Genomic DNA, 23,851 nt, shown 5'->3' with positions numbered 1-23,851 from the left:
GATGGACCATTTTGAGATCAAGAACGGCGTCATGCACGCCGAAAACGTGCCGCTGCCGGATATTGCCGATGCAGTCGGCACCCCCGTCTATGTCTATTCGCGCGCCACGTTGGAACGGCACGCGCGCGTTTTTCGCGAAGCGCTGGACGGCGTGCCAGACAAGCTGATCGCCTTCGCGGTGAAGTCCAATCCCAACTTGGCCGTGCTCAAGGTCCTGCAAAAACAGGGCTATGGCGCGGACGTGGTTTCCGTCGGTGAAATGCGCCGTGCGCTGGCTGCCGGGATTGCCCCGGAGAAGATCGTCTTTTCGGGGGTTGGCAAGACTGCTGCGGAATTGCGCGCCGCGCTGCAGGCCGGGATCGGGCAATTCAATATCGAGAGCGAGGAAGAAGGCCTTGAGCTTGCCGAGATCGCGGCGGAGATGGGCCTGACGGCGCAGTGCGCGCTGCGGATCAATCCCGATGTCGATGCCGGGACGCATGACAAGATCTCGACCGGGAAGGCCGACAACAAATTCGGCGTGCCGATTAACGAAGCCGGGCAGATTTTCGGCAAGCTGGCCGGGCAACCGGGCATCAACCTGCGCGGCGTGGCGGTGCATATCGGCAGCCAGCTGGGCGATCTGGCTCCGCTGGAAACGGCCTTTGCCAAGCTGGGTGAACTGGTTTCGAGCCTGCGCGGCGCGGGCCATGTTATCACCCATGTCGATCTGGGCGGCGGCCTGGGCGTTCCCTATCGTAAGGGCGAAGTGCTGCCCCCGCCGTCCGAATACGGCGCGATGGTTGCCCGCGTGACGAAAGACTGGGGCGTTACCCTGATCTTCGAACCGGGCCGGGTGATCGCAGGCAATGCCGGGGTGCTGCTGACGCGGGTGGTGCGGGTCAAGCGCGGGATCAATGATCCTTTCGTGATTGTCGATGCGGCGATGAACGATCTGGCGCGCCCTGCCCTTTACGGCGCCTATCACGGTTTTGAAGCGGTGCAGCCCGACGGCGCACAGATGACCGCCAATATCGTCGGCCCGATCTGCGAGACGGGCGATACCTTTGCCATGGGCCGCGAGTGTGATCGCTTGCAAAGCGGCGATCTCGCCGTGTTCCGCACCGCCGGGGCCTATGGCGCGACCATGGCATCAAGCTACAACTCGCGCGGGTTCGTGGCTGAGGTACTGGTGGACGAAGACCGCTTTGCCGTGGTGGCAGACCGGATCGATGCCGGTTCGATCATGGATGCCGAACGGGTGCCCGACTGGCTCGCATGAGCGAATTGCACAGCCTCCCGCTGTTTCACCGGATCGCCGGACAGACGGTGCTGGTGCTGGGCGATGGCGATGCGGCAGAGCCCAAGCGGCGGCTGGTCGAGCGCGCTGGCGGGATCGTGATCGATGATCAGCAGCGCGCGATTGACGAAGGCGTACGGCTGGCCTTCATCGCCTTTGACGATGCGAAGGCCTGCGAAGTGGCGGCGATCAACCTGCGCTGCGCGGGGATGCTGGTGAACGTCGTGGACCGGCCTGACCTTTGCGACTTCACCACGCCGAGCATACTTGATCGTGATCCGGTGTTGATCGCGGTTGCAACGGGCGGAGCCTCGGCGGGGCTGGCCAAACACCTGCGGCTGCGGCTGGAGCGGTTGTTGCCGCAATCGCTGGGTGAACTGGCCGCGCGGCTCTTCGCTGCGCGCGATGCGCTTCGCAGCGCCTATTCCGACGCGGGGCAGCGGCGTCGGGCGCTGGATGCGGCCTTGGGCGAAGGCGGAGCGCTGGATCCCTTTGATCCCAATTCGGCCGAGCGCGTGGACCAATGGCTTGCCGGCGCGGATTCGGTCGAAGCGGATCGGACGGTGGTTTTGAGCCTCGCAAGCACCGATCCGGACGATCTAACGCTCAAGCAGGCGCGACTGCTGGGAGAAGCGGACACGGTCTGCACCGATGCAAATGTCCCGGCGACGATCCTTGCGCGGGCGCGAGCGGATGCGAGACGGGTCGTTTGCACCAACACTGACTGCCCGTTTGCGACGGGAGCATCAAACCGATGCCCCAAGGCTGGCGGCGGTCTAACCGTCGTCCTGCGCCAGCCACCACAGCGGTAGGGTCACGCCGCCTGCTGCAACAGCGGAGCTTCGACCTCGGCGAAATAGCGCGCCATCGCGCTCGCTGACTGATCGCTCAGGCCGATGAATGCGCGGCGCCGGTCGCTGGGATCGTCGACCCGCACGAACACGCCGCTATCGACCAGCTGCTTGATCCAGCGCAGCGCCGTTGTTGCTGGAACTCCGGCAGCGATGCACAGCGAAGTCACGGACACCCGCTGATGCTCCGCCTGCGCCGCCGTAAGATCGAGCAGCATGTCCCACGCGGGATCGGCGAACAATTCGGCATCGAAGAACTTCGCCCGCGCTTGCCTTGCCGAGATGATCCGGCGCACATGGCGCGGATCGGGCAGCGGCGGGCGAGCTGCGTTGAAACGATTGCCCTCTCCCCGCTCGATCAGCAGGCCATCATCGCGCGCCGGTGCCGAGAACATCGCACCCTGCGACGGCTCGCGCGGCTCGACCCGTCCAGAAAGCCCTTCAAGCTTGTGCGCGATCGCTTCGACCTGGCGCGAAAGGTGCAGCAGGTTCAGGCGATCGACCTCCGTCATCTCCCGCACGCGCGGATTGGCGATATCAGCCAGCACCCTGCCCACCGCGATCACGCGTTCCGCCCGGCTTGGTTGCACGAGTATCTGCGGATCAGACTGGTCGAGCGCGGCAAACACGTCTTCGAGAGCGTCGAGCGAGGTCGATACGATCAGATGCGCCCCGCTGCGCGCCGCACGCATGTCCAGCCGCGCCAATGCCGCCAGCGATTTGCCGTCAACCACAGGGCAATCGAGCATCACCACATCGCCCAGCATGGCAATCGGTCCGTCCAGCAGCGACGCGACCGCCCCGCCGTCAATCGTGCGGAATCCCGCCCCGGCAAGGTCCGCCGCGATCTCGCCACGCACCGAAGCGCGATCGGCAAAGATTGCCACTCGCGCCGGAACTCCCGCCGCGTCCTGCGCCCCGTCATAGTCAAAATCGGCGGCTTGATAGTCCAGCTGTGTCATCGATTCGCCTCCTGCAGCAGGAGAACGAGAGTAGAACAGAACGGGATCAAGTCAAGGTCGTATCTCGATCGGCGTCCCGTCCGGCACCAGCTGCCACAGTTCCTCGACCTCGGCATTGCTGAGCGCGATGCAGCCATCGGTCCAATCGCCGGGCATCCGGCCCATCGGCAGGCCATTGGGCTGGCCGTGGATGAAGATGTCGCCGCCCGGCGATCTTCCCATGCTTTCGGCATAGGCCCGGTCGGCAGCGTTGGGATAGGATATGCGCAAGCTCAGGTGATAGCTGCTGCGCGGGTTGCGCGTGTCGATGGTGTAGCGCCCTTCGGGCGTGCGTTCGTCGCCTTCGAAGCGTTTGTGCCCCTGCGGCGCGTCGCCGAACTGCAAGCCGCGATAGGCCTTGATCGGCTTGCCCTTCGCATAAGCGATCAGCAGGCGATCCGACTTGTCGACCAGCAGGAAGTCGGCGACCAGCGGCGTCCCGGCGGCGACATCGGGCAGCACCGGCGCCTGCGGCAGAATGACGCCCTGCCCCGATCGTTCCACCACCTGCGCCGGAGGCCCGGCACAGGCCGCGAGCAGCATCAGGAACGCCAGGGCGAAGAACCGCTTCATCCCCGCATCAGTCCACAAACGGATCCCGCATCAGGATCGTGTCGTCACGTTCGGGCGAGGTCGAAACCAGCGCCACCGGGCATTCGATCAATTCCTGAATCCGCTGGATGTACTTGATCGCGTTGGCGGGCAGATCGGCATAGCTGCGCGCGCCCACAGTGCTTTCGCTCCAGCCTTCCATTTCCTCGTAAATCGGCTCCACCGCTGCCTGATCCCCAGCGTGGCTGGGCAGATAGTCGAGCACATTGCCGCGCAGCCGGTATCCGGTGCAGATCTTCACCGTCTCCAGCCCGTCGAGCACATCGATCTTGGTCAGCGCGATCCCCGTCACCCCGCTGATCGCGCAGGTCTGGCGCACGATCACCGCATCGAACCAGCCGACGCGCCGCTGGCGACCGGTGACGGTGCCGAATTCATGGCCACGCTCGCCAATGCCCTTGCCGACCTCGTCCTCAAGCTCGGTCGGGAACGGGCCGCTGCCGACGCGGGTGGTGTAAGCTTTCACGATGCCCAGCACGAAGCCGGTCGAATTGGGTCCCAGCCCGCTGCCGCTGGCGGCCGTGCCGCTTACGGTGTTGGAGCTGGTGACGAACGGATAGGTGCCGTGATCGACATCCAGCAGCACGCCCTGCGCGCCTTCGAACAGGATCTTGGCCCCGGCCTTGCGCACCTTCTTCAGCCGTTTCCACACCGGCTGCGCAAACCGCAGCACGAACGGTGCGACATCCCGCAGTTCGGCGAGCAGCGCCTCGCGATCCACCGGCGGTTGATCGAACCCGGCGCGCAGCGCATCATGGTGCGCGCACAGCCGGTCAAGCTGCGGCTCCAGATCATCGAGGTGGGCAAGGTCGCACACGCGGATCGCGCGGCGGCCCACCTTGTCTTCGTATGCCGGGCCGATCCCGCGCCCGGTGGTGCCGATCTTGCCCTTGCCCGCAGCGGTTTCGCGCAAACCGTCAAGATCGCGGTGCAGCGGCAGGATCAGCGGGCAGTTGTCCGCAATCGCCAAATTATCGTCATTGATGACGACCCCCTGCCCTTCAAGCTTTGTCACCTCGTCGCGCAGCGCCCACGGATCGAGCACCACGCCATTGCCGATCATGCTCATCGTGCCCGACACGATGCCCGATGGCAGCAGCGAGAGCTTGAACACATTGCCGTCGATCACCAGCGTGTGCCCGGCGTTGTGCCCGCCCTGGAAACGCACGACGACATCGGCCCGGCTCGCCAGCCAGTCGACGATCTTGCCCTTGCCCTCATCGCCCCACTGGGCGCCGATTACGGTGACGTTGGCCATTCAAACACTTTCACTGAAGTTTCGACAAACGGGCGGGGGTTAGGGGCTTGGACGGTGGAGGGCAAGTGCGCTGCGAGGTGGAACAGTGAAATGGGTGTTTTAAAAATATTCAGACCCCGGCAAGCAACTGATTTAAATAACTTAATTACCAAAGGGGTGTGACTTTTCATCACCATTGCGTTTCCTTGCCGTTTCCACGCCGATGCTGGCGGGATTTTCGCCCGCCAACAGAGCATGCCCCGGCTATGCCCCGGTAGAAAAGCGCGAAGCGAACCGCCCCGGCTAATCGCTATCCGCCGAATTCCACCATCGCGGTTTCGCACGCGTTCACCCGCGCCATTTCGATCTCGCGCCCGCTCTGCGTCACCACCTTGAAATCGAACAGGCACGCCTGCGATCCGTCGCTGACATTGACGTTCCATTGCTGACCACCGGCCAGCACGCCGCTACCCGCCAGCTTGTCATCGCCCCAGTCGAGCGTCGCCGAATTCGACCAGAAGATCGAACTGATCGTTTCCCCGGTCTGGTTCAGGATCGAGATATTGCGATCGCTTGTCGCCGCCCCCGGCTTGGCCTTGCCCTCTGTGCCCTGTCCGGCGAACACCGCATCCTCTCCGCCAAAGGCGATAGTCAGCGTGTTGAAGACATCACCCAGATTGTCGACCGACATCGCGTAATCGGCACAGGCACCCTTGGGATCGAGGGTAAAGCTGGTGCGATCGGTCATGTCGTAATCCGAATGGACCGATGATCCGGTGGCATCGGTGACATCGAAATCGAGATCGGTGTCGCCATCGCCGCTCGCCAGGACCTTCGTCACGTCGCACACCCGCAGCGCCACTTTGGTCGCGGAATTGGCGTTGACCCGGTATTCGCCCGGCCCCAGCGGCCCGCGCAAGGCGTCCGCCGCGGTCAGCGCGACGTTGAAGACATTGTAGACATCGCCGAGGTTGGACACTTCGACCGCGAAAGTCTCACACTCGCCGCTCGGTTTGAGCGTGGCGAAGGTCACGTCGGACATGTCGACATCTGAATGAACCACGGTGCCTTCGGCATCGGTGACGGTGAAATCGAGATCGGTATCGCCATCGCCGCGCACTTCCATGCGGGTCATGCCGCAGACGGGCAGATTGACCTTCAGCGTCGAATTGGCCTCTGCCCGGTATTCGCCCGCGCCTTCGGTTTCGGCAAGGGTGACGGCACCGCCTGCTACGCCGCCATCGGCCAACCGTACGCCTTCGAGCGTGGTGCTGGGCGCCGTTCCGGCGAAGGGCGCAGGGTCAGCGCCCTTGGGTTCCACCACCACCATCAGCGCGTTGTAGACATCGCCAAGGTTGGCGACCTCCATCTGGAACGTCTCGCAATCGGAAAGCAGGCCCGCCAACGTCACCGAGGTTTCATCGGTTTCGCCCGCGTCTTCGTGGACGACGCCTTCGTCCGAATTGCGGATAATGAAATCGAGATCGGTGTCGCCATCGCCCCGCGCCGACACCGCTGCCGAGGTTCCGCAAGCCTTGAAATCGAGCGTGCGCGTCTCGTTCGCCTGGATGATGTATTTCTCGATCCGGACGGAGCTTTCGACAATCGGTTCGAGCACGACGGTAAAGGCGTTGGCCTCTTCACCAAGGTTCGACACGGCGAGCGAATAGGGGGCGCAATCATCGCCCTCTTTCTCGATCACGATGCTGAGGTAATCGTCCACCCCTTCGTCCGAATGCACCATTCCTCCTGCTGGATCGGTGAGGACAAAATCGAGATCGGTACCGGTGTCGCCGCGCACCGCAAGCTGGCTTTCGGCTGAGCACACCTGAAGCGATATCGTCGCAACCGATCCCCCGTCCACGCTGTATTCATCGACGCTGGCCGATGCGGGCGCTGCAATGATCGCAAGGCTTGCGACACAGGTAAGAAGGGTTGCTTTGGTATCGATCATGCGCGTCACCCGGAATATTGAAAACCTCGATTGCCTGTCAGGCTATAATCTTTTGAGTGTGAATAACAGCTTGATTGTGGGAGCCCGCCGAATGACCTCACCCATGAAATTTCCCGGAGCCATTCTGGCGCTTGGCGCTGCTGCCAGCGCTATGATCGCCCTGCCGCTGTTGGCGCAATCGCAAGGCCAGAACCGCCTGCCGCGTGAATGTGTGGCGGAAATCCGCGATCTTTGTGCGCAGGAAGGGGCGCGGGATAGCGGCGCGATCAGGGAATGCTTGCGCGAAAAACGTTCCGAATTGTCGAGCGATTGCGCCGCGCAATTGCGCAGTCGCATGGAGCAACGCCGGTCCGGTGCAGGCGGAGCGCGCGGCGCGGCGGGTTTGGTCAATCCCTATCAGGCGTTGGCGAAGCCCGATCGCACGGTGATCTATGGCGAACATCAGCGCCAGCAGGTCGATGTCTACGAACCGGCGGACGCGGTCGAGCCGCTGCCGTTGGTGGTCTTCATCCACGGTGGCGGATGGACGATGGGCAGCCATCAGGCGGTGCAGACCAAGCCCGCCTTCTTCAACGATGCCGGATATTACTTCGCCTCCGCCGGATACCGGCTGGTGCCCGATGTGACGGTGGAACAGCAGGCCGCCGATCTTGGCGAAGGCTTGCGCGCATTGCTGGGGCAGGCGTCAGCAATCGGCTTCGATCCGGGCAATATCGTGCTGATGGGCCACAGCGCGGGCGCGCATCTGGCGGCGCTGCTGGCTACCGATCCGGCATATGCGGGCGATGCATTCGGCGCGATCCGGGGCGTGGTGCTGCTTGACGGGGCGGGCTACGATGTCGCCGCCAACATGGCCGAAGGCGGGCCGCAGGTCTGGCAGATCTACAATCGCGCCTTCGGGCGGGATCCCGCGCGGCAGGCGGCGCTTTCGCCCATCACTCATGTCGGCGGGCCGGATGCGCCGCACTGGCTGGGCCTCTACGTCGCCGAACGCGCAATGGCCAAAAGCCAGACCGAGGCGCTGATGACCGCGCTCGCGCAGGCAGGGGCGGATGCGAGCGCGGTGCCGATCTCCGACATCGACCACAGCCGCATGAACCGCGAACTGGGCACTGAAGCAGGCGCCGCGCAAAGCGAGGCGGTAATCGCGTTTCTGGACGCGGTCACGGGTTAGAGCGGCGCAGTCTCCGTGCCGCGCAGCACGTGGGTGCAGCCCAATGCGGCGGGGTCTTCGTTTTCGCCGATCTGGGCGATAGTCCGCGCGCCTTCGCTGCGCAGCTTGGCGGCGGCGGCGGGATCGTGACCGAGCGCGAGATAGACCTTGCGCGCCGCATCGGGCTCAGCCGCTCCTTCGGCAAGGCGATCGAGATAGAGCGTGAACCCGGTCGCCGCCTCGTCGCTGCCGCCGATGCGATAGGTTCCGCCCCGGCCCACGGCGCCGCGTACGCCCTCGGCATAGAGGGTGAAACCCAGCCATGACTGGTATTCGAACCCGTGCCGCTCGGTCGGGTCGAGCGTGATGCGCGCGCTGTCTCCGATGCGTCCGGCAATCGCCGCCAGCCCTTCGATCCGCGAGGCGAGCGCCCCGGCCTTGTCAAAATCACGCAGCGCATCAAGCGCCTCGGCAAAGGGGCCGGTGGCATAAAGCAGCGGCAGGTAATCCGCCCCGCCCACCGCCTTCAATCCGCCGGCGTCCTTGGTATCCAGTTCGCGCCGGATCGCTTCGACCGTCTCCGCATCCAGCGCCGCATCCGGCGCTGCGAGCGTGTCTACGAGGTCGGGCAGAGTGAAATCGACCGAAATCCCCGAAAGGCCCGCAGCCTGACAGGTCTCGATCGCGGTGGTGACAATCTCGCTCGCCGCGGCGACGGTATCGGCCCCGATCAGTTCCCCGCCAAGCTGCAAACGTTCGCGCGCCGGGTCGAGCTGGCTGGCCTTGATCACGGCGGTGTCACCGCAATAGGCCAACCGCAGCGGGCGCGGCGCCTTGGCCATGCTGGTGGCGGCGATGCGGCCGATCTGCGGGGTGATATCGCTGCGCAGCGCAAGAGTGCGCAGGCTGACCGGATCGACGAAACGGAAACACCGCTGCGTCGCCACTCCGGCAGGCATACGGCTTGCCAGCGTGCGTTCGAATTCGAGCAGCGGCGGACGCACCCGGTCGTATCCGTGCGCGTCCAGCACATCCAGACACGCGCGCATCGCACGGGTGATACGCGCAGCGGAGGCCGGCAGGCGGTCTTCAAGCCCTTCGGGCAGGAGATCAGAGCTTTTGTTCATCGCATGCGCGCTTAGCGATCAATCACAAAGGCGTGAAGGGGTTTGCCACCCGGCGGCGGAGGCGACCGCATCCGGGTGGCGAATTGCATGATCAGAAGCTGAGTGCCTTGACTGTCTTGACCCCTTCGACCCCGGCGGCTTCGGCGATCACGTCAGGGCCGACTTCTTCGTCGAGGCTCAGCAGCAGCACCGCTTCGCCGCCTGCATCCCGGCGACCGAGGTTGAAGGTGCCGATGTTGATGCCCTTCGATCCCAACAGCGTCCCGATGCGGCCGATGAAGCCCGGCTTGTCGTCGTTGACGACGTACAGCATGTGGCCATCCAGATCGGCTTCGATGCCGATGCCGAAAATCTCGACCAGACGCGGCGCATCCTTGCCGAACAGCGTCCCCGCTACAGAGCGCGTGCCCTGTTCGGTTTCGACCGAGACGCGGATCAGCGTGTTGAACGCGCCATCGCGGGTCTGGCGGATTTCCGACACTTCCAGCCCGCGCTCCTTGGCGAGGAACGGCGCATTGACCATGTTCACAGTGTCCGAATAGCGGCGCATGAAGCCCGCCAGCACCGCGCCGGTGATCGGCTTGCCTGAAAGCTCCGCCGCCGCGCCTTCGCGTTCGATGCTGATCTTGGTCAGATTGCCGTGCGCCAGCTGCCCGACAAGGCTGCCGAGCTTTTCAGCGAGCGCCATGTAAGGCTTCAGCTTGGGCGCTTCCTCGGCCGACAGCGAGGGCATGTTGAGCGCGTTGGTGACGCCGCCGTTGACGAGGTAATCGGCCATCTGTTCGGCCACCTGCAGCGCGACATTGACCTGCGCTTCGGTGGTCGATGCGCCAAGGTGCGGGGTGCAGATGAAGTTGGGCGCGCCGAACAGCGGGTTTTCCTTCGCCGGTTCAACCGCGAACACATCCAGCGCCGCGCCTGCGACCTGGCCGCTTTCGAGGCAATCCTTCAGCGCCGCTTCGTCAATCAGCCCGCCGCGCGCGCAGTTGATGATGCGGATGCCCTTCTTCGCCCCTTCGAGCCGTTCGCGGCTGAGGATGTTGCGGGTTTCATCGGTCAGCGGGGTGTGGAGCGTGACGAAATCGGCGCGCGACAGCAGCGTGTCGAGATCGACCTTCTCCACGCCCATTTCCACCGCGCGATCCTCCGTCAGGAAGGGATCATAGGCGATCACCTTCATCTTGAGGCCAAGCGCGCGGCTGGCGACGATCGAGCCGATGTTGCCCGCACCGATCAGGCCGAGCGTCTTGTTGGTCAGTTCCACGCCCATGAAGCCGCTCTTGGGCCATTCGCCCGCCTGCGTCTGGACATTGGCGTCGGGAATTTGCCGCGCCAGCGCGAACATCAGCGCAATCGCGTGTTCTGCGGTGGTGATCGAGTTGCCGAACGGGGTGTTCATCACCACCACGCCTTTGGAACTGGCGTAGGGGATATCGACATTGTCCACCCCGATCCCGGCGCGGCCGATGACCTTCAGATTGGTCGCCGCGTCAAGGATCGCCTTGGTCACCTTGGTCGAGGAACGGATGGCGAGGCCATCGTATTCGCCGATGCGGGCGATCAGTTCTTCGGGCGTTTCACCGGTAATCACATCGACATCGCAGCCGCGCTCTTCGAAAATGCGGGCGGCGTTCGGGTCCATCTTGTCAGAGATGAGTACTTTGGGTTTGGTCATGGTAAATTCCTGTGTGCGCTCCTGCGATTACAGGAGCCCAGTCTGCTGGGGTTGATGCACGGGAGTGCGCCCCGCCATTGGCGGGGGCACAAGGATTAGATCAGCCGTTCTTGACGGTTTCGTAGGCCCATTCGATCCACGGCAGGAGGCGTTCGATATCCTCCGCCTCGACCGTGCCGCCGCACCAGATGCGCAGGGACGGCGGGGCATCACGATAGCCGTTGAAGTCATAGCCGACGTGGCGTTCTTCCAGCAGCTTGACGATCTTCTTGGGCACCGCGGCCTGATCTTCGGGCGACAGGCTGTCGTACCATTCGCCGGTGAACTTCATGCAGACGCCGGTGTTGGTGCGCTTGGCCGGGTCGGAAACCATGTTCTTCAGCCACGGCTTCGCCTCGATCCAGTCCTTGACGATCTTGGCGTTACGGTCAGCGCGTTCGAACAAGGCCTTGCGCCCGCCGATCGACTTCGCCCATTCGAGCGCGGCGATGTAATCTTCGGTTGCCAGCATCGACGGCGTGTTGATCGTTTCGCCGACGAAAATGCCCTGGTTGATCTTGTCGCCCTTCTTCAGGCGGAACAGCTTGGGCAGCGGCCATGCCGGATCATAGCTTTCGATCCGCGCCACGGCCTTGGGGCTGAGGATCAGCATGCCGTGCTGGGCTTCCGATCCCATGATCTTCTGCCAGCTGAAGGTGGTCGCATCGAGCTTTGCCCAGTCCATCTCCATCGCGAAGATGGCGCTGGTGGCGTCGTTGATGGTGATCCCTTCGCGACCCGGCTCCAACCAGTCGGTGTTCGGGATTTTCGCGCCCGAAGTGGTGCCGTTCCAGGTGAAGACGACATCGTTGCGCTGCGGGATCGTGGTGAGATCAGGAATTTCGCCGTAATCGGCGGTCATGGTTTGCAGGTTCGGCAGCTTGAGCTGCTTCACCGCATCCTGAATCCACACATTGCCAAAGCTTTCCCACGCGGCGACCGTCACCGGGCGCGCAGGATCGAGCATGGTCCACATCGCGCATTCGAGCGCGCCGGTGTCCGATGCGGGCATGATCCCGATCAGGTAATCATCGGGCACGCCCAGCAGTTCGCGGGTGAGGTCGATCGCGTATTTGAGACGCGCCTTGCCCAGCGCGGAGCGGTGCGAACGCCCGAGCGAATCGGTTTTCAATTTGTCGAGGGACCATCCGGGGAACTTGACCGTCGGGCCGGATGAAAATTGCGGACGCTCAGGCTTGAGCGGGGGCTCGTGCAAGAGCCCGCGTGCGTAGTCAGTCATGTATTCTCTCCTTGCAGAGAGCTCGCGCGGCGTTGGGACCGCGTGGCCCGGAGCCGCCTTTAGTGAGATGCGGGAACGAGTCAATCATTCTCTCATGCCGCGATCATCACGGCTGCGGATAACAAACCCTTCGCCCCCCTCTCGCAATCTGCCGCGTGCTCGCCTAAAAGGCGCTCCGATCATGGACACCTCCGACCTTCGCATTGCCCTGTTCAGCGGCAACTACAATTACACCCGCGACGGCGCGAACCAGGCGCTCAATCGGCTTGTCGGCTCGCTTCTGGGCAAGGGCGCGGCGGTGCGCGTCTATTCGCCCACCGTGGCAGAGCCCGCGTTCGAGCCGACCGGCGATCTTGTCGGCACGCCATCGGTCGGCATGCCGTTCGGTCGCGGAGAATACCGCATACCCACCGGGCTGGGCGCGAAGGTGCGACGCGATCTCGAAAAATTCCGGCCCAATATCGTCCACGTATCCTCGCCCGATCCGGCAGGGCATGCGGCGCTGCGCTGGGCGCAGGATTGGGACATTCCGGTGCTGGCCAGCGTCCACACGCGGTTCGAAACCTATCCGCGCTATTACAACATGGCGTTTCTTGAGCCGCTGCTGATCCGTATCCTGCGGCGGTTCTACAATCGCTGCGATGCGCTGGTCGCTCCGTCGCAGAGCATGATCGACGAATTGCTGGCGATGGATATGCACGACGACATCAGCCTGTGGTCGCGCGGGGTCGACCGGACGATCTTTTCCAGCGAGCGGCGCGATCTGGAATGGCGCCGCAGCCTCGGCCTTGAAGATGATGACGTGGCCATCGTGTTCCTTGGCCGGCTGGTGATGGAAAAGGGGCTGGACGTCTTTGCCGAAACCATCGTGCAGCTTCGCAAGCGGCAGATCCCGCACAAGGTGCTGGTGATCGGCGACGGGCCGGCGCGCGGCTGGTTTCAGGATGCGCTGCCCGGCGGCATCTTCGCCGGGTTCAAGACCGGGGCCGAACTGGGTCAGGCGCTGGCAAGCGGGGACATCTTCTTCAACCCGTCGATCACCGAGACCTTTGGCAACGTCACGCTGGAAGCGATGGCGAGCGGCCTGCCGGTGGTCGCCGCAGGGGCCACTGGGGCGTCGAGCCTCGTCACCGACGGTGTGACCGGGCGGCTTGTCCCGCTGGTTGGAAAGAAGGGGGCGGAAGCCCCTGACAGCGAAGGTCTGGCAGAGGCAATCGCGCCCTATTGCACCGATCCCGCGCTACGCAAGGCGCACGGCGCGGCGGGCGAGGAACGCAGCATGGAATACAGCTGGGAAGCGATCAATCAGGTCGTCGCGGACACCTACATCCGCTTGATCGAAGACCGGCGCGCCCTACAGGAAGCAGAGGCGGCAGCCGAAGCCGCCGCCTGATCTCTTACTTCAGCACGCCCGAACGCTGCACCCAGACCGAATAGGCCAACAGCAGCACGGCAATCGACAGCACGATGTACATCATGGGCGAGTTGCCCATTTCGGCCAGTTCGGGCGGATAATCGGCCCCGGCCTGATAAATCATCGATCCGATCACACCCACGATCGAAGCGGCGAAGGCGAAGATGGCAAAGCGGCTGCGTGCCAGCATCAGCAAGGCTCCCGCCAGACCGCCCCATACGCCCAGCGCCCATGCGGCATCGGCCCATGCCGGGGCAGCGCCCAGAAAATCGAGCATGGTTTTCGCGGTCGCCTCGTCGAAACCCATCGAGGTGATCCATTCGATATTGCCCAGCTGCGTCATGGTGTAATCGGTCGCGCCGAACGCGTTCCAGAACACAGCAATCGCGCCGATCACCCACAGGTGCCACGGCGTCTTTGGCGGTCCGCCCAGCCTGCTGTTCATGATCATCCCCTCCCCGTATCGGTGCGACCCGACCCGGTGGAGAGGATGTCACAGTGCGGGCTTGCTCACAAGCGTTCGATACGCTTGGCGACCTCGTCGATAATGTCGACGATCTGGTCGATCGTCTGCTGGTCGAGCTTTCCGGCCTTGGCCCGGTTCTTGAGCACATTGGCGAGATTGCCCATTGCGCGGAACAGGTCGGGCGATTTCTCGCGCACGCGCTCGGCCCGTTCGCCGTGTTCGCCAAGGCGGCCCATCAGTTCTTCGACCTCGTCTGCGCGGTCCTCCAGCTCGGCCTTGCCCGATTTGGTGACCTTGAACGGCTTCTTGCCGCCGGCATCCTCGTCGTCTTCGCTCGACTTGGTCTTGGCCGGTTTGATCTGGCCTTCTTCTTCGAGCATCTGCAGCGTCGGATAGACCGCGCCGGGCGAAGGCGCGTAGCTGCCGCCAGTCATGTCTTCGATCGCGCGGATCAGTTCATAGCCGTGGCGCGGTTCGCGCTCGATCAGGGCCAGCAGCGCCAGCCGCAATTCACCCTGCGCGAACATCCGCCCGCGCCGCTTGCGCCGGGGGCGTTCGTCACCGTCGCTCCAATCGCGCCCGCGCCGACGCGATCCGCGAGATTCGCTTTCCCATTCGCTGGCCGCCGAAGCCGCCATCATCGCAATCATCGGGCCAAGGTTGTTCCACCCGCCACGACCGCCTCTATTCCAATTCATACCATCCTCCAGATAGGTCTTTCTGGATTAAAGATATATCTTCGACCTATCGAAACAAGTCCCGGATGGCTTTTTCCGACGAAGGGCTTACCTCACCTGACAAATGGCAGACTTGTTCGGAAATGATGCCCCGCCCGCTCCGGCCAGAGAAGACGCGCCGCGCGATGACGCGCCGCTGGCCGACCGGCTTCGCCCGCGCACCCTCGATGAGGTGATCGGCCAGGAACATCTCACCGGCCCCGAAGGCGCGATCGGGCGGATGGTGAATGCCGGCAAGCTGTCGAGCATGATCCTGTGGGGCCCGCCCGGCACCGGCAAGACGAGCATCGCCCGGCTGCTCGCAGATGCGGTGGGAATACGCTTCGTCTCGATCAGCGCAGTGTTTTCAGGGGTTGCAGACCTCAAGAAAGCCTTTGCCGAGGCAGACCGCATGGCGCAGGCGGGTCAGAAGACACTGTTGTTCGTGGACGAGATCCACCGGTTCAACCGCGCACAGCAGGATGGCTTCCTCCCCTTTGTCGAACGCGGCACGGTGACGCTGGTGGGCGCGACCACCGAAAACCCCAGCTTCGCGCTCAACGCGGCATTGCTCAGCCGGGCGCAGGTCCTGATCCTTGAACGGCTGGGGCATGACGCGCTCGAAGCGCTGCTGGCGCGGGCCGAGGCGCTGGAAAGCCCCCTGCCCCTTACTCCCGAAGCCCGCACCGCTCTGATCGCCAGCGCCGATGGCGACGGGCGGTTCCTGCTGGGCCAGGCCGAAACGCTCTACAATGCCGGACTGTCCGAGCCGCTCGACCCGCAAGCGCTGGCCAAGTTCCTGCAACGCCGGGTCGCCGTCTATGACAAGGATCGCGACGGGCATTACAATCTGATCAGCGCGCTGCACAAATCGCTGCGCGGCAGCGACCCGCAGGCTGCGCTCTATTATCTCGCAAGGATGCTGACCGCGGGCGAGGAACCGCTCTATGTCTTGCGCCGCCTCGTGCGGTTCGCCAGCGAGGATATCGGCCTTGCCGATCCACAGGCGCTGACCCAGTGCCTCACAGCGAAAGACGCCTATCAGTTCCTCGGCAGCCCCGAAGGCGAACTCGCGATCGTGCAGGCCTGCCTGTACTGCGCCACCGCGCCCAAATCGAACGCCGCCTATGCCGCACAGAAGGCCGCGTTCAAGGCCGCGCGCGAAACCGGATCGCTGATGCCGCCCGCCAATATCCTCAACGCGCCGACCAAGCTGATGAAGGACATCGGCTATGGCGCGGGCTATTCCTACGATCACGAGGCCGAGGAAGGCTTTTCGGGCGACAATTACTGGCCCGAAGGGATAGAGCCGCAGACCTTCTACGAGCCGGTCGAACGCGGGTTCGAGCGCAAGGTGCGAGAGCGGATTGCGTATTGGGACCGGCTGAGGGCTGAGCGGGAGAACACCCATGACCCGCGAATTTGATCATTTCCTTGCCGTGGACTGGTCCGGCGCCAAAGGAGAGCGGCATTCCGGCATTGCGCTTGCCATCGCCGAACCTGATGGGCCGCCGGTATTGGTCGAACCGCCCAGCGGCGGATGGTCGCGCACCGAAGTGCTCTCGATCCTGCGCGACGATTTGCCCGCCAACACGCTGGTCGGCGTGGACCTTGGGATATCGCTGCCGTTCAACGATGCGGGTGCGTTCTTTCCCGGCTGGGATCGTTCACCGACCCACGCCAAGAAGCTGTGGGCGCTGATCGACGAGATTTGCGCCGATGATCCGCATCTGGGCGCGCACAGCTTTCTCGATCACCCGCAGGCGCGCGAATACTTCCGCCACGGCAAGGATGACGAAGGCGAGCATTTCCACCTGCCCGATGCGATCACCCGGGAAGGGCGTTTTCGCGAGGCGGAGATTGCCCAGCGGCGGATGAAGTGCCGCCCGGTTAGCAATTTCAACCTCGTCGGCGCGGCGCAGGTGGGCAAAAGCTCGCTAACGGGGATGAGGATGCTGCACCAGTTGCGCGGGCATCTGCCGGTGTGGCCGATGGACCCGGTGCCTGATCGCATGATGACCAAAGGCGGATCGCTGCTGGTCGAAATCTACACCGGCCTCGCCTCGAAAGAGGCCGCCACGCTCAGCGGGGCGCGCACCAAATTGCTGACCTATGGCGATCTCAACGTCGCGCTGGAGGCCTTGGGCAGCCCACCGGTGCGGCAATATGGCGAGGTGGACGATCATTCGTCCGACGCGCTGCTGACGGCGGCATGGCTGCGCAAGGCAGCCAAGGATAAGCGCCGATGGGAACCGCGTTTTCTCACCGCCGAGATCGCCTGGACCGAAGGCTGGACGTTCGGAGCGCTGTAGTTGGTGTTCGCCCATCCGGGCGAACTCCTCGGTGTGGTCTAATTTCTAGCGATAGAGTTCGGAGAAGCTGTCGCGGCGCTCTTTCTTGTAGCCGGTGGCGCGCAGGTCTTCGAGCATGGCCTGACGTTTGCTGTCGAGTTCGCCCTGCGCATCACGAGGAGCATCGTCTCCAGCCGAATCCTGTTTCAGCGGACCATAGATCATCTCGATCGTCTTGAGATTGCGTTCGTTGATCATTCCGGGGATGAGGAACGCGTCGATGATCCACCACCACAGCGTCACCAGCACGAAACCCACCACGGTGAAGCTGAGCAGCATCTGCGCAATCCCTGACTTGGTCTTGCCCGCATACATCCGGTGCACGCCCAGCCAGCCGAGGAACAGCCACAGGAGGTAAGCCACCCCCTTGGACTTCTCGTTCTGTTCGAACAGCATCTGTTTCTTGAGGTCTTGTTCCACCGTCAGCCCCTTTGATCTGTCGCTAAGATGTATCTTAACGTCAGGCATGGCAAGCCTGTGAGGTGGATCATCGACCAAGCGCCAAGTGCGTTCGGCAAGCGGCAGATTTTGCGCTCTGGACTTTTGTCCCCGCTTTCGGCTAGCGGGCGGCGACTTGATTTGGCGGCGATCACTTCCGCGCATCGGGCCGGTTTAGCTCAGTTGGTAGAGCAGTTGATTTGTAATCATCAGGCCAGGGGTTCGAATCCTCTAACCGGCACCATTTCCCCCACCCATTCCGGCACGCCCTGCCCTTGACGACAAAAGGCCCGGCCGCTTGCGCAGCCGGGCCTTCTTGCCGGACGGGTTTCGCCTCAGAACGCGATGCGCGCCGTCACATGCGCCGAATGGGCATCGTAGCCATCGGCAAAGTCGCCAAGATAGCCCAGTTCGAACGACACGTTCTGCGTGACGTCGACGCTGGCCCCGGCGGCAAGCTCGAACCGGTCCTGTTCGCGCAACGGCAGCACCGTGGTGAACGGCGTGAGCTGGGCCGAGCTGAGCGTGACCAGCCGCTGATCATCGGACAGGTCGTGGATGATCGTGCCGCGCACGAAACCATCGACCTTGTCCGAAACCTGAGCTCCGAACTCTACAGCACCGCGCAGCTCGAAGAACTCCGCATCGTCGCGGGCCACGGTAAACCCGAAACCGCCGGCTTCGACCGCATCGTCAAAGCTGATGGTCGCGCCGTTGATCCCCACGGACGGGGTCAGCGACACGTTTTCGTCGGGCAGCAGGTCGAACCCGGCGACCGCGCTATAGGCAAAGCCGTCGAAATCCTGCGCCGAGTTGATCGTGCCCAGTGCGCCTGCACGGGTGCTTTCGATCTCACCGGTGAGATAGGCGACCTCGCCATTCAGGAAGCCGCGTTCGGCAAAGCTGGTGGCGACATAAACGCCCAGCTTGATGCTTTCGATATCGGTCTGGCCGCGCAGAGCGCCATTCGCGCCGAGATCGTCATTTTCGATATCGGCATAGCTAGCGAGCACGCCGATCTGACCCATTTCGCCGAACACGAAATCGCCACCGACAGTGAAGATCGTCTGGCTGCTCTCGTATCCGCCCTGCGATGCCGAGAAGCCGTCCTGATCGGCCCCGCGCAGGATGAATTCACCCCACACGCCCGACTCGTCGCTCAACAGATGACGGTTGAGCGCATCGCTCGCCGCGCTGGAGCTTTCGAAGATTTCGCGGCCCGCACCTTCGTTGAGATTGGGCAGCGCATCCAGCGCCAGCGCCTGATAGGCGTCGAAATCGGGCAGGTTGTTGACCAGGTCGAAGTTGGCCTGGCTCAGCGTGCCCGCGTTCAAGCCGCCGGTCAGGCCAAGGCCGAAGGCCGCGACATTGGGATCGGTCGCATTGGCCAGCGGGTTCACCGCGTTGACCTGCACCGCCAGCGAACCGATCACGGGGACGTAATCGACCAGCAGATCGTCATCGATGATGTTGATGACCGCGCCATTGTCGGTGAAGCCGGTGCCGTCCTGCAGCACGGTGACGGTCTGGCCGATCAGCGCCACGTCCAGCGGCGTCTCGATCGTGATGACTGCTGTGTTTTCCAGCGTCATCGCTCCGGTGGAAGTAAGCGAATCCACGCCCAGCCCCAGCACGACCTCGCCCACGATCACGACATCGCCATCGACCGTGCGATCCCCCACGATCCGCGCGTCATTGAGCGTGCCGCCAAGGTCAGAGCCGATCTGGAAGGTTTCGAAGCCGAAGAAATTGTCGGCATCGAGGGTGCCTGCGATGATCGCGGTGTCGTTGCCCAGTCCGCCGAAGATCGAACCCGCGACGCTCGATGCGCTGCCTTCGAGGATGAAGGTATCGTCGCCTGCTTCGAGATCGATGTTGCCGGTGACGCTGGCGCCGGTCCATTGCTGGAATTCATCGTCGCCATTGCCGAGCAGCGCCGCATCGCCTGTCCGGCCGATGATCGTGCCGAAGTTAACGACCTGCTGGCTGCCATCGTTGGCGGCGGGGTTGGCCTGATTGCCCGAAGACGCCGCAATGCCGATGTCACCCCGGATGATGCCGCCGGCAAGGTTGGTTACAGCGCCGTCTTCATTGCCGTCGTCACCCGCTTCGAAATTGATACCTGCGTCGAGCTCGGGAGTCGTTCCGCCGATTACCAGAGGTCCATTGGGATTGCTGGAGAGGCTTTCGATCGTGCCGGAGTTGGTGATTGCGCCCGAATTGAGCGCAATCGCATCGTTCTGCCCGCCCTGGATAAGTCCGGTGTTGGAAATCGTCGCAAGGTTGCCGCCATCAATCGCGATACCGCTGGCGGTGACAATTTGGCCGTTGTTGGTCACGGCGAGGCCGTCACCAGCGTCGATCACCTTGGCATCGACACCGATGTTCGTAATCGTGCCATTGTTCACCAGCGTAAGGTTTGCGCCCGTCTGGATCGTGTCGGATGTGCCGGCGGCAGAGATCGTGCCGCCCGCTTCGTTGGTGATCGTCGCCCCGTCGCGGGCGTCGATGGCACGGGAATTGCCGCTCGTCTCGATCGAGCCGGAGTTCACCAGCGTCAGCCCGTCCGTGGCGCCAAGCGCGAAGGACCCGTCGCCCGAGGTGGAAAGCGTGCCGCTGTTGTTGACCGTCGCGCCCGAAGTCACTGAAAGCGCGCGCGAACCTGCGCCCGCTGTCGCCACATCGCCGCTGTTCGTGATCTGGGCATCGGCAAGCGCGCGAATGCCGAATGCGGTGTCGCCGGTGGTGTCGACCGAACCCGAATTGACGATAGTCGCGGTGTTAAGCGCGACGATACCGTGCGCTTCGGTGCCGGCGGTGTTTATCGAACCGGTGTTGGTGACGGTGCTGTCGCTGCGAACGCCGATGCCGACACCTTCGTCACCTGCTGTGGTGATCGATCCGTTGTTGGTGACGTCCGATGCTTCCTGCGTGTCGATGGCGATGCCGAATTCGCCCGTGGTGGCGATTGCACCGTCATTCACCACGGTCGCGCCGTCGAGCACCACGATGCCGAAGCCGGCAAGGCCATCGGTGGTGATGTTGCCTGCTGCGGTGTTGGTGATGCTGACATTGTTGCCAAAGCCGAACACGGCGATCGCTTCGTCGCCCGAAGTAGAGATCGTGCCGCTGTTCGAAACGACGCTGCCGCCGCGCACGGATACCGCATCAGCCAGAACGCCGCTGGTGGCGATGGTGCCGCTGTTCGTCAGATTGGTGTTGGCGAGCCCGCTTACCCCCGATGCGAAATCGCCGCTGGTGGTGATTGAGCCTGAATTGACGATGGTGGTGTTGGTGATCGCGCTGATCCCGTGCGCAATCTCGCCCGAAGTGGTGATCGCCCCACTGTTAGTGACATTGCTGCCGTCGCGCACGCCGATGCCGAAGCTTTCCTCACCCGCGGTCGCGATATTGCCGCTGTTGGTGAAGCTGCTGTCCGCGCCAAGCGAGACCGCGTCCGAGAAGTTGTCCCCTGTGGTGTAGATCGTGCCGTCGTTGACCACGCTCGATCCGTCACCTGCTTCAACCGCGACCGAGAATTGACCATCGGTCTGGATAAAGCCGCCGATGGTGACATCAGAGCCCGCTCCTGCGGCAAGGCCGCCATCCCCGTCCGCGCTGGTCTGGATCGATCCATCGACAGCTCCGGTCACTGCGCCGGTTATGATCACCGGCCCCTGCACCACGGCGCCGTCCTGGATATCAAGGCCAAGCGGATTGTCGCTCAGGTCAAAAAAGCCGTCGGGATCGGTTCCCGGAGGGCAGACAACCGTGCCGCTGATCACGACGCACTCGGCCGCGTTGGCTGGCGGCGTGGGAGCCGTCGGCGTCGGAGCAGCCACCAGCGGCGCGGGAGCCATCTGCGCCAGCGCGGTGCCGGTCAGGCCCGCGGACAGGGCGAGCATGGAAGCGCCGCCGATGGTACGAACCTTGGTTGAAACTGAAGTTGTCATTTTCTGCCTCTTGAATGGCCTTGGGGGTAGTTCGGTCGATCAAAAGGGTTTTCCCGCGCACGACGCGCGCGAAGGATCGCGACCCTTTCGATAAGGGCCTATGCAACTTTACTTACTGGAATATTAAGAAGGTACGGCGGGCGCTATATAGTAAATTTACCAATAAACTCACCGCTTTGGTAAGCATGTTCGCCCGGTCGCAGGGCGCGCCTGAGATGCCTTGCGGAGGTTCGGATTCAGCCGCGCCCTCTGTAGGACGCGACACCCTGATCCGGCACCCACAGCCCTTCGGGCGGAGCGCCCGTCTGCCAGAACACGTCGATCGGGATACCTCCGCGAGGGTACCAATACCCGCCAATCCTTAACCAGCGAGGCGACATTTCTTTTGCCAAACGTTGCCCGATTCCCACTGTCACATCCTCGTGGAAGCCGTTGTGATTGCGGAAACTGCCCAGGAACAGCTTGAGGCTCTTGGATTCGACGATGGTATCGCCCGGTGCGTAGTCGATCACGAGATGTGCGAAATCCGGCTGATTCGTGACCGGGCAAAGCGAGGTGAATTCGGGCGCAGCGAACCGCACCAGATACAACGCACCTTTGCGCGGGTTAGGGACATAATCCAGCATCGCCTCTTCGGGAGAAGCGGGCAGCGGAGTGTCCTTTCCGAGAAAGGCGGGCTTGGGAGCGGTGCTTTCGGGTGTGCTTTCCATGCCGCGCTGTTGCCGCGAAAGGATACCGGTTGCAAGCGAGTAACTGGACGCGGCGCGCCAACCTCCTATGTGATAACCCGCAGCCCCCGCTACCGAACCGCATTCGACGCGCCATGAACCGTTTGAAACCGCCCCCGTTTCCCCGTCACCGCTTTGCGCGGCTTGCAATTGCATCGAGCGCGATCGCGCTGACGCTCGCGCTTGTTCCCGTGGCAGGTTCGGCGCAGGGAACGCCCGGCTTTTCGCTGCCGGAACCCACGCCGACGTCGACACCGCGCCCGCAAGGGCCAGCCGATGAACGCGCTGGTGTGCGCATCGGCCCGCGCATCATCCCGCAGACACAGCCGACTCCGCAACCCCAACCGCAGGCGACCCAAGCGCCCGTGAGGGCGGCAACGCCGGCTCCCACCCCGACGCCCACGCCTGCGCCAAGCGCAACGCGTGCGCCCGCAAGGACGGCGGCCACGCCTGCGCCGCGCCCTGCTCCAACGCCCACGCCAACCGCATCGGCGTCTCGCCCGCGACCAGTCGCGGCTCCTACCTCCACACCAAGCGCGGCACCCACGGCTTCACCAGTTCCCCGTGACCTTCCTGATACCGGGGCCGGAGCCGGCCCGCTGGTCAGCCCCGGCTTTGACACCGAACTGCTTCCGAACCCCGACGAGGCACCCATCGGGCCGAACGACTGGTATGATGTCAGCCCTGACGGGGAGGCCGGAGACGCAATCGGTCAGACCCCGCGGAACGATGTCACGCCTGCGGACGGGTTGACGGCAAGCCTCGAAACCGTGGGCGCGATGGCACTGCGAAACCAGACCTATGTCGGTCTGGGCATCATGGGATTGCTCGCGCTGATGCTGGCCGGCCTTTACTGGCGGCGGCGGCGGATCGAAGCGGCCGAGAGCGCGACGGACGGCCCGTCGCTTGCCTACGGCGTGCACCGGATCATCCGGGAACGCGACAGTGCACCCGATGACAGCAGCGAGGTGCCGACCGAGCATGTGGCAGAACAAGCGGGCGATGAAGCGCAGGCCGAAGCCAGTGATCCGGCACCTGACCCCGCTCCGGTGACCGCAGACACTGCGAAATCACGCCGAGACCGGGAAACGATTGCTGTCCCGACGGAACCTCCGCGCATTGATCTCGCGCTGGAAATCACAGGGGCAACCCGCAGCGTGATGATGTTCACGATCAATTTCCGGCTTGAAATATCCAACCGCTCCGACGGGGCGGTGCGCGATCTCTCGGTCGCAGCGCAACTGGCATCGGCGCAGCGCGGCGCATCCAATGCGCCGCCGATTGCCGGCGGGCAACCGATTGGCGAGATCGACCGGCTCGGGCCACAGCAAAGCCGCCGCGTTCCGGGAACGTTGCAAGTCCCGATCGCGGATATCAACTTGATCCAGCAAGGGGCAAAGCCGCTGTTCATTCCGCTGCTTCACTTCACTCTTGAAGGCGCAGGGCTTCCGGCGATGAACCGCACTTTCGTAGTCGGCACGCCAAGCGAAACAAGCCAGACTCGCGTGCATCCGTTGACGCTCGACGGGCCGCCGGGAGGCTTGCCGATGCTCCGCGCACAAATGATCAAGCAGCCCGAAGTCGAAGAGGCCTGAAGCAGGATCGCTTGGCCTTGTC

At 63.6% G+C, this 23,851-nt stretch carries 19 protein-coding genes and 1 tRNA gene; 8 read left to right on the top strand and 12 right to left on the bottom strand.

The window, feature by feature from the left end; genetic code table 11:
- Window position 1: 1 nt before the first annotated feature.
- Complete coding sequence (gene lysA / locus AABA34_RS06700) at window positions 2-1,261, top strand: diaminopimelate decarboxylase (RefSeq protein ID WP_338304440.1); 1,260 nt, start codon at window positions 2-4, stop codon at window positions 1,259-1,261.
- Entirely contained in the window at window positions 1,258-2,091 is an 834-nt protein-coding gene (locus AABA34_RS06695; protein ID WP_338304438.1) for a precorrin-2 dehydrogenase/sirohydrochlorin ferrochelatase family protein, read from the top strand. The genes lysA and AABA34_RS06695 overlap by 4 nt, the downstream gene beginning before the upstream one ends.
- A gap of 2 nt (window positions 2,092-2,093) precedes the next feature.
- Here the strand turns inward: AABA34_RS06695 and AABA34_RS06690 are convergent, their stop codons facing one another.
- From AABA34_RS06690 to AABA34_RS06675, 4 genes are all read right to left on the bottom strand, one after another.
- Entirely contained in the window at window positions 2,094-3,092 is a 999-nt protein-coding gene (locus AABA34_RS06690; RefSeq protein WP_338304437.1) for a MarR family transcriptional regulator, read from the bottom strand.
- Window positions 3,093-3,143: 51 nt separating this feature from the next.
- Window positions 3,144-3,704: a L,D-transpeptidase family protein gene (locus tag AABA34_RS06685; RefSeq protein WP_252260234.1), complete on the bottom strand. Its 561-nt coding sequence runs from the start codon at window positions 3,702-3,704 to the stop codon at window positions 3,144-3,146.
- A gap of 7 nt (window positions 3,705-3,711) precedes the next feature.
- The gene (locus tag AABA34_RS06680) at window positions 3,712-5,001 is read right to left on the bottom strand and encodes an adenylosuccinate synthase (RefSeq protein WP_034952548.1); all 1,290 of its coding nucleotides are present in this window, start codon (window positions 4,999-5,001) and stop codon (window positions 3,712-3,714) included.
- Between the two features lie 289 nt (window positions 5,002-5,290).
- Window positions 5,291-6,934, bottom strand: a complete 1,644-nt coding sequence (locus AABA34_RS06675) for a hypothetical protein (RefSeq protein ID WP_338304436.1) — start codon at window positions 6,932-6,934, stop codon at window positions 5,291-5,293.
- A 103-nt stretch (window positions 6,935-7,037) separates the two neighbouring features.
- Here AABA34_RS06675 and AABA34_RS06670 point away from each other — a divergent pair, with 103 nt between their 5' ends.
- A complete protein-coding gene (locus tag AABA34_RS06670; protein WP_338304435.1) occupies window positions 7,038-8,108 on the top strand; it encodes an alpha/beta hydrolase in 1,071 nt (356 codons plus the stop codon).
- Here the strand turns inward: AABA34_RS06670 and AABA34_RS06665 are convergent.
- The 3 genes from AABA34_RS06665 to AABA34_RS06655 all read right to left on the bottom strand — a co-directional run bounded on the left by AABA34_RS06665 (window position 8,105) and on the right by AABA34_RS06655 (window position 12,168).
- Window positions 8,105-9,214 carry an ATP phosphoribosyltransferase regulatory subunit gene (locus AABA34_RS06665; RefSeq protein ID WP_338304434.1) on the bottom strand — a complete coding sequence of 370 codons (1,110 nt, stop codon included), beginning with the start codon at window positions 9,212-9,214 and terminating at the stop codon, window positions 8,105-8,107. The two genes, AABA34_RS06670 and AABA34_RS06665, sit on opposite strands and share 4 nt — an antisense overlap.
- A gap of 91 nt (window positions 9,215-9,305) precedes the next feature.
- Window positions 9,306-10,889: a phosphoglycerate dehydrogenase gene (gene serA, locus AABA34_RS06660; protein WP_034952545.1), complete on the bottom strand. Its 1,584-nt coding sequence runs from the start codon at window positions 10,887-10,889 to the stop codon at window positions 9,306-9,308.
- Window positions 10,890-10,989: 100 nt separating this feature from the next.
- Window positions 10,990-12,168 carry a phosphoserine transaminase gene (locus AABA34_RS06655; protein ID WP_034952542.1) on the bottom strand — a complete coding sequence of 393 codons (1,179 nt, stop codon included), beginning with the start codon at window positions 12,166-12,168 and terminating at the stop codon, window positions 10,990-10,992.
- A gap of 181 nt (window positions 12,169-12,349) precedes the next feature.
- Between AABA34_RS06655 and AABA34_RS06650 the strand changes: the two genes are divergently transcribed.
- Entirely contained in the window at window positions 12,350-13,561 is a 1,212-nt protein-coding gene (locus AABA34_RS06650; RefSeq protein WP_338304433.1) for a glycosyltransferase family 4 protein, read from the top strand.
- Window positions 13,562-13,565: 4 nt separating this feature from the next.
- Here AABA34_RS06650 and AABA34_RS06645 read toward each other — a convergent pair whose 3' ends face one another.
- Together AABA34_RS06645 and AABA34_RS06640 are read right to left on the bottom strand one after the other, a co-directional pair.
- Window positions 13,566-14,027, bottom strand: coding sequence for a hypothetical protein (locus AABA34_RS06645; protein WP_338304432.1), 462 nt, complete (start codon window positions 14,025-14,027; stop codon window positions 13,566-13,568).
- A gap of 65 nt (window positions 14,028-14,092) precedes the next feature.
- The gene (locus AABA34_RS06640; RefSeq protein ID WP_338304431.1) at window positions 14,093-14,746 is read right to left on the bottom strand and encodes a PadR family transcriptional regulator; all 654 of its coding nucleotides are present in this window, start codon (window positions 14,744-14,746) and stop codon (window positions 14,093-14,095) included.
- Between the two features lie 103 nt (window positions 14,747-14,849).
- Between AABA34_RS06640 and AABA34_RS06635 the strand changes: the two genes are divergently transcribed.
- Entirely contained in the window at window positions 14,850-16,190 is a 1,341-nt protein-coding gene (locus tag AABA34_RS06635; protein ID WP_338304430.1) for a replication-associated recombination protein A, read from the top strand.
- On the top strand, window positions 16,174-17,076 hold the full coding sequence (locus AABA34_RS06630; protein ID WP_338304429.1) for a hypothetical protein: 903 nt from the start codon (window positions 16,174-16,176) through the stop codon (window positions 17,074-17,076). Before AABA34_RS06635 ends, AABA34_RS06630 begins: the two co-directional genes overlap by 17 nt.
- A gap of 45 nt (window positions 17,077-17,121) precedes the next feature.
- Here the strand turns inward: AABA34_RS06630 and AABA34_RS06625 are convergent, their stop codons facing one another.
- Window positions 17,122-17,535, bottom strand: a complete 414-nt coding sequence (locus AABA34_RS06625; RefSeq protein ID WP_338304427.1) for a TM2 domain-containing protein — start codon at window positions 17,533-17,535, stop codon at window positions 17,122-17,124.
- A gap of 186 nt (window positions 17,536-17,721) precedes the next feature.
- On the opposite strand from AABA34_RS06625, the gene AABA34_RS06620 reads away from it, so the two are divergent.
- A tRNA-Thr gene (locus AABA34_RS06620) sits at window positions 17,722-17,797 on the top strand.
- 91 nt (window positions 17,798-17,888) lie between these two features.
- Here the strand turns inward: AABA34_RS06620 and AABA34_RS06615 are convergent.
- Both AABA34_RS06615 and queF read right to left on the bottom strand, forming a co-directional pair.
- Entirely contained in the window at window positions 17,889-21,506 is a 3,618-nt protein-coding gene (locus AABA34_RS06615; protein ID WP_338304426.1) for an autotransporter domain-containing protein, read from the bottom strand.
- A gap of 236 nt (window positions 21,507-21,742) precedes the next feature.
- Window positions 21,743-22,216, bottom strand: coding sequence for a preQ(1) synthase (gene queF, locus AABA34_RS06610; RefSeq protein ID WP_338304425.1), 474 nt, complete (start codon window positions 22,214-22,216; stop codon window positions 21,743-21,745).
- A 113-nt stretch (window positions 22,217-22,329) separates the two neighbouring features.
- On the opposite strand from queF, the gene AABA34_RS06605 reads away from it, so the two are divergent.
- A complete protein-coding gene (locus AABA34_RS06605; RefSeq protein ID WP_338304424.1) occupies window positions 22,330-23,829 on the top strand; it encodes a hypothetical protein in 1,500 nt (499 codons plus the stop codon).
- Window positions 23,830-23,851: the final 22 nt, after the last annotated feature.

Origin of the sequence: Erythrobacter sp. Dej080120_24 (genome assembly GCF_036322605.1) — a bacterium.
GTDB classification, from domain to species: Bacteria; Pseudomonadota; Alphaproteobacteria; order Sphingomonadales; family Sphingomonadaceae; genus Erythrobacter; species Erythrobacter aurantius.
This window is presented reverse-complemented; position numbering and strand designations above follow the sequence as displayed.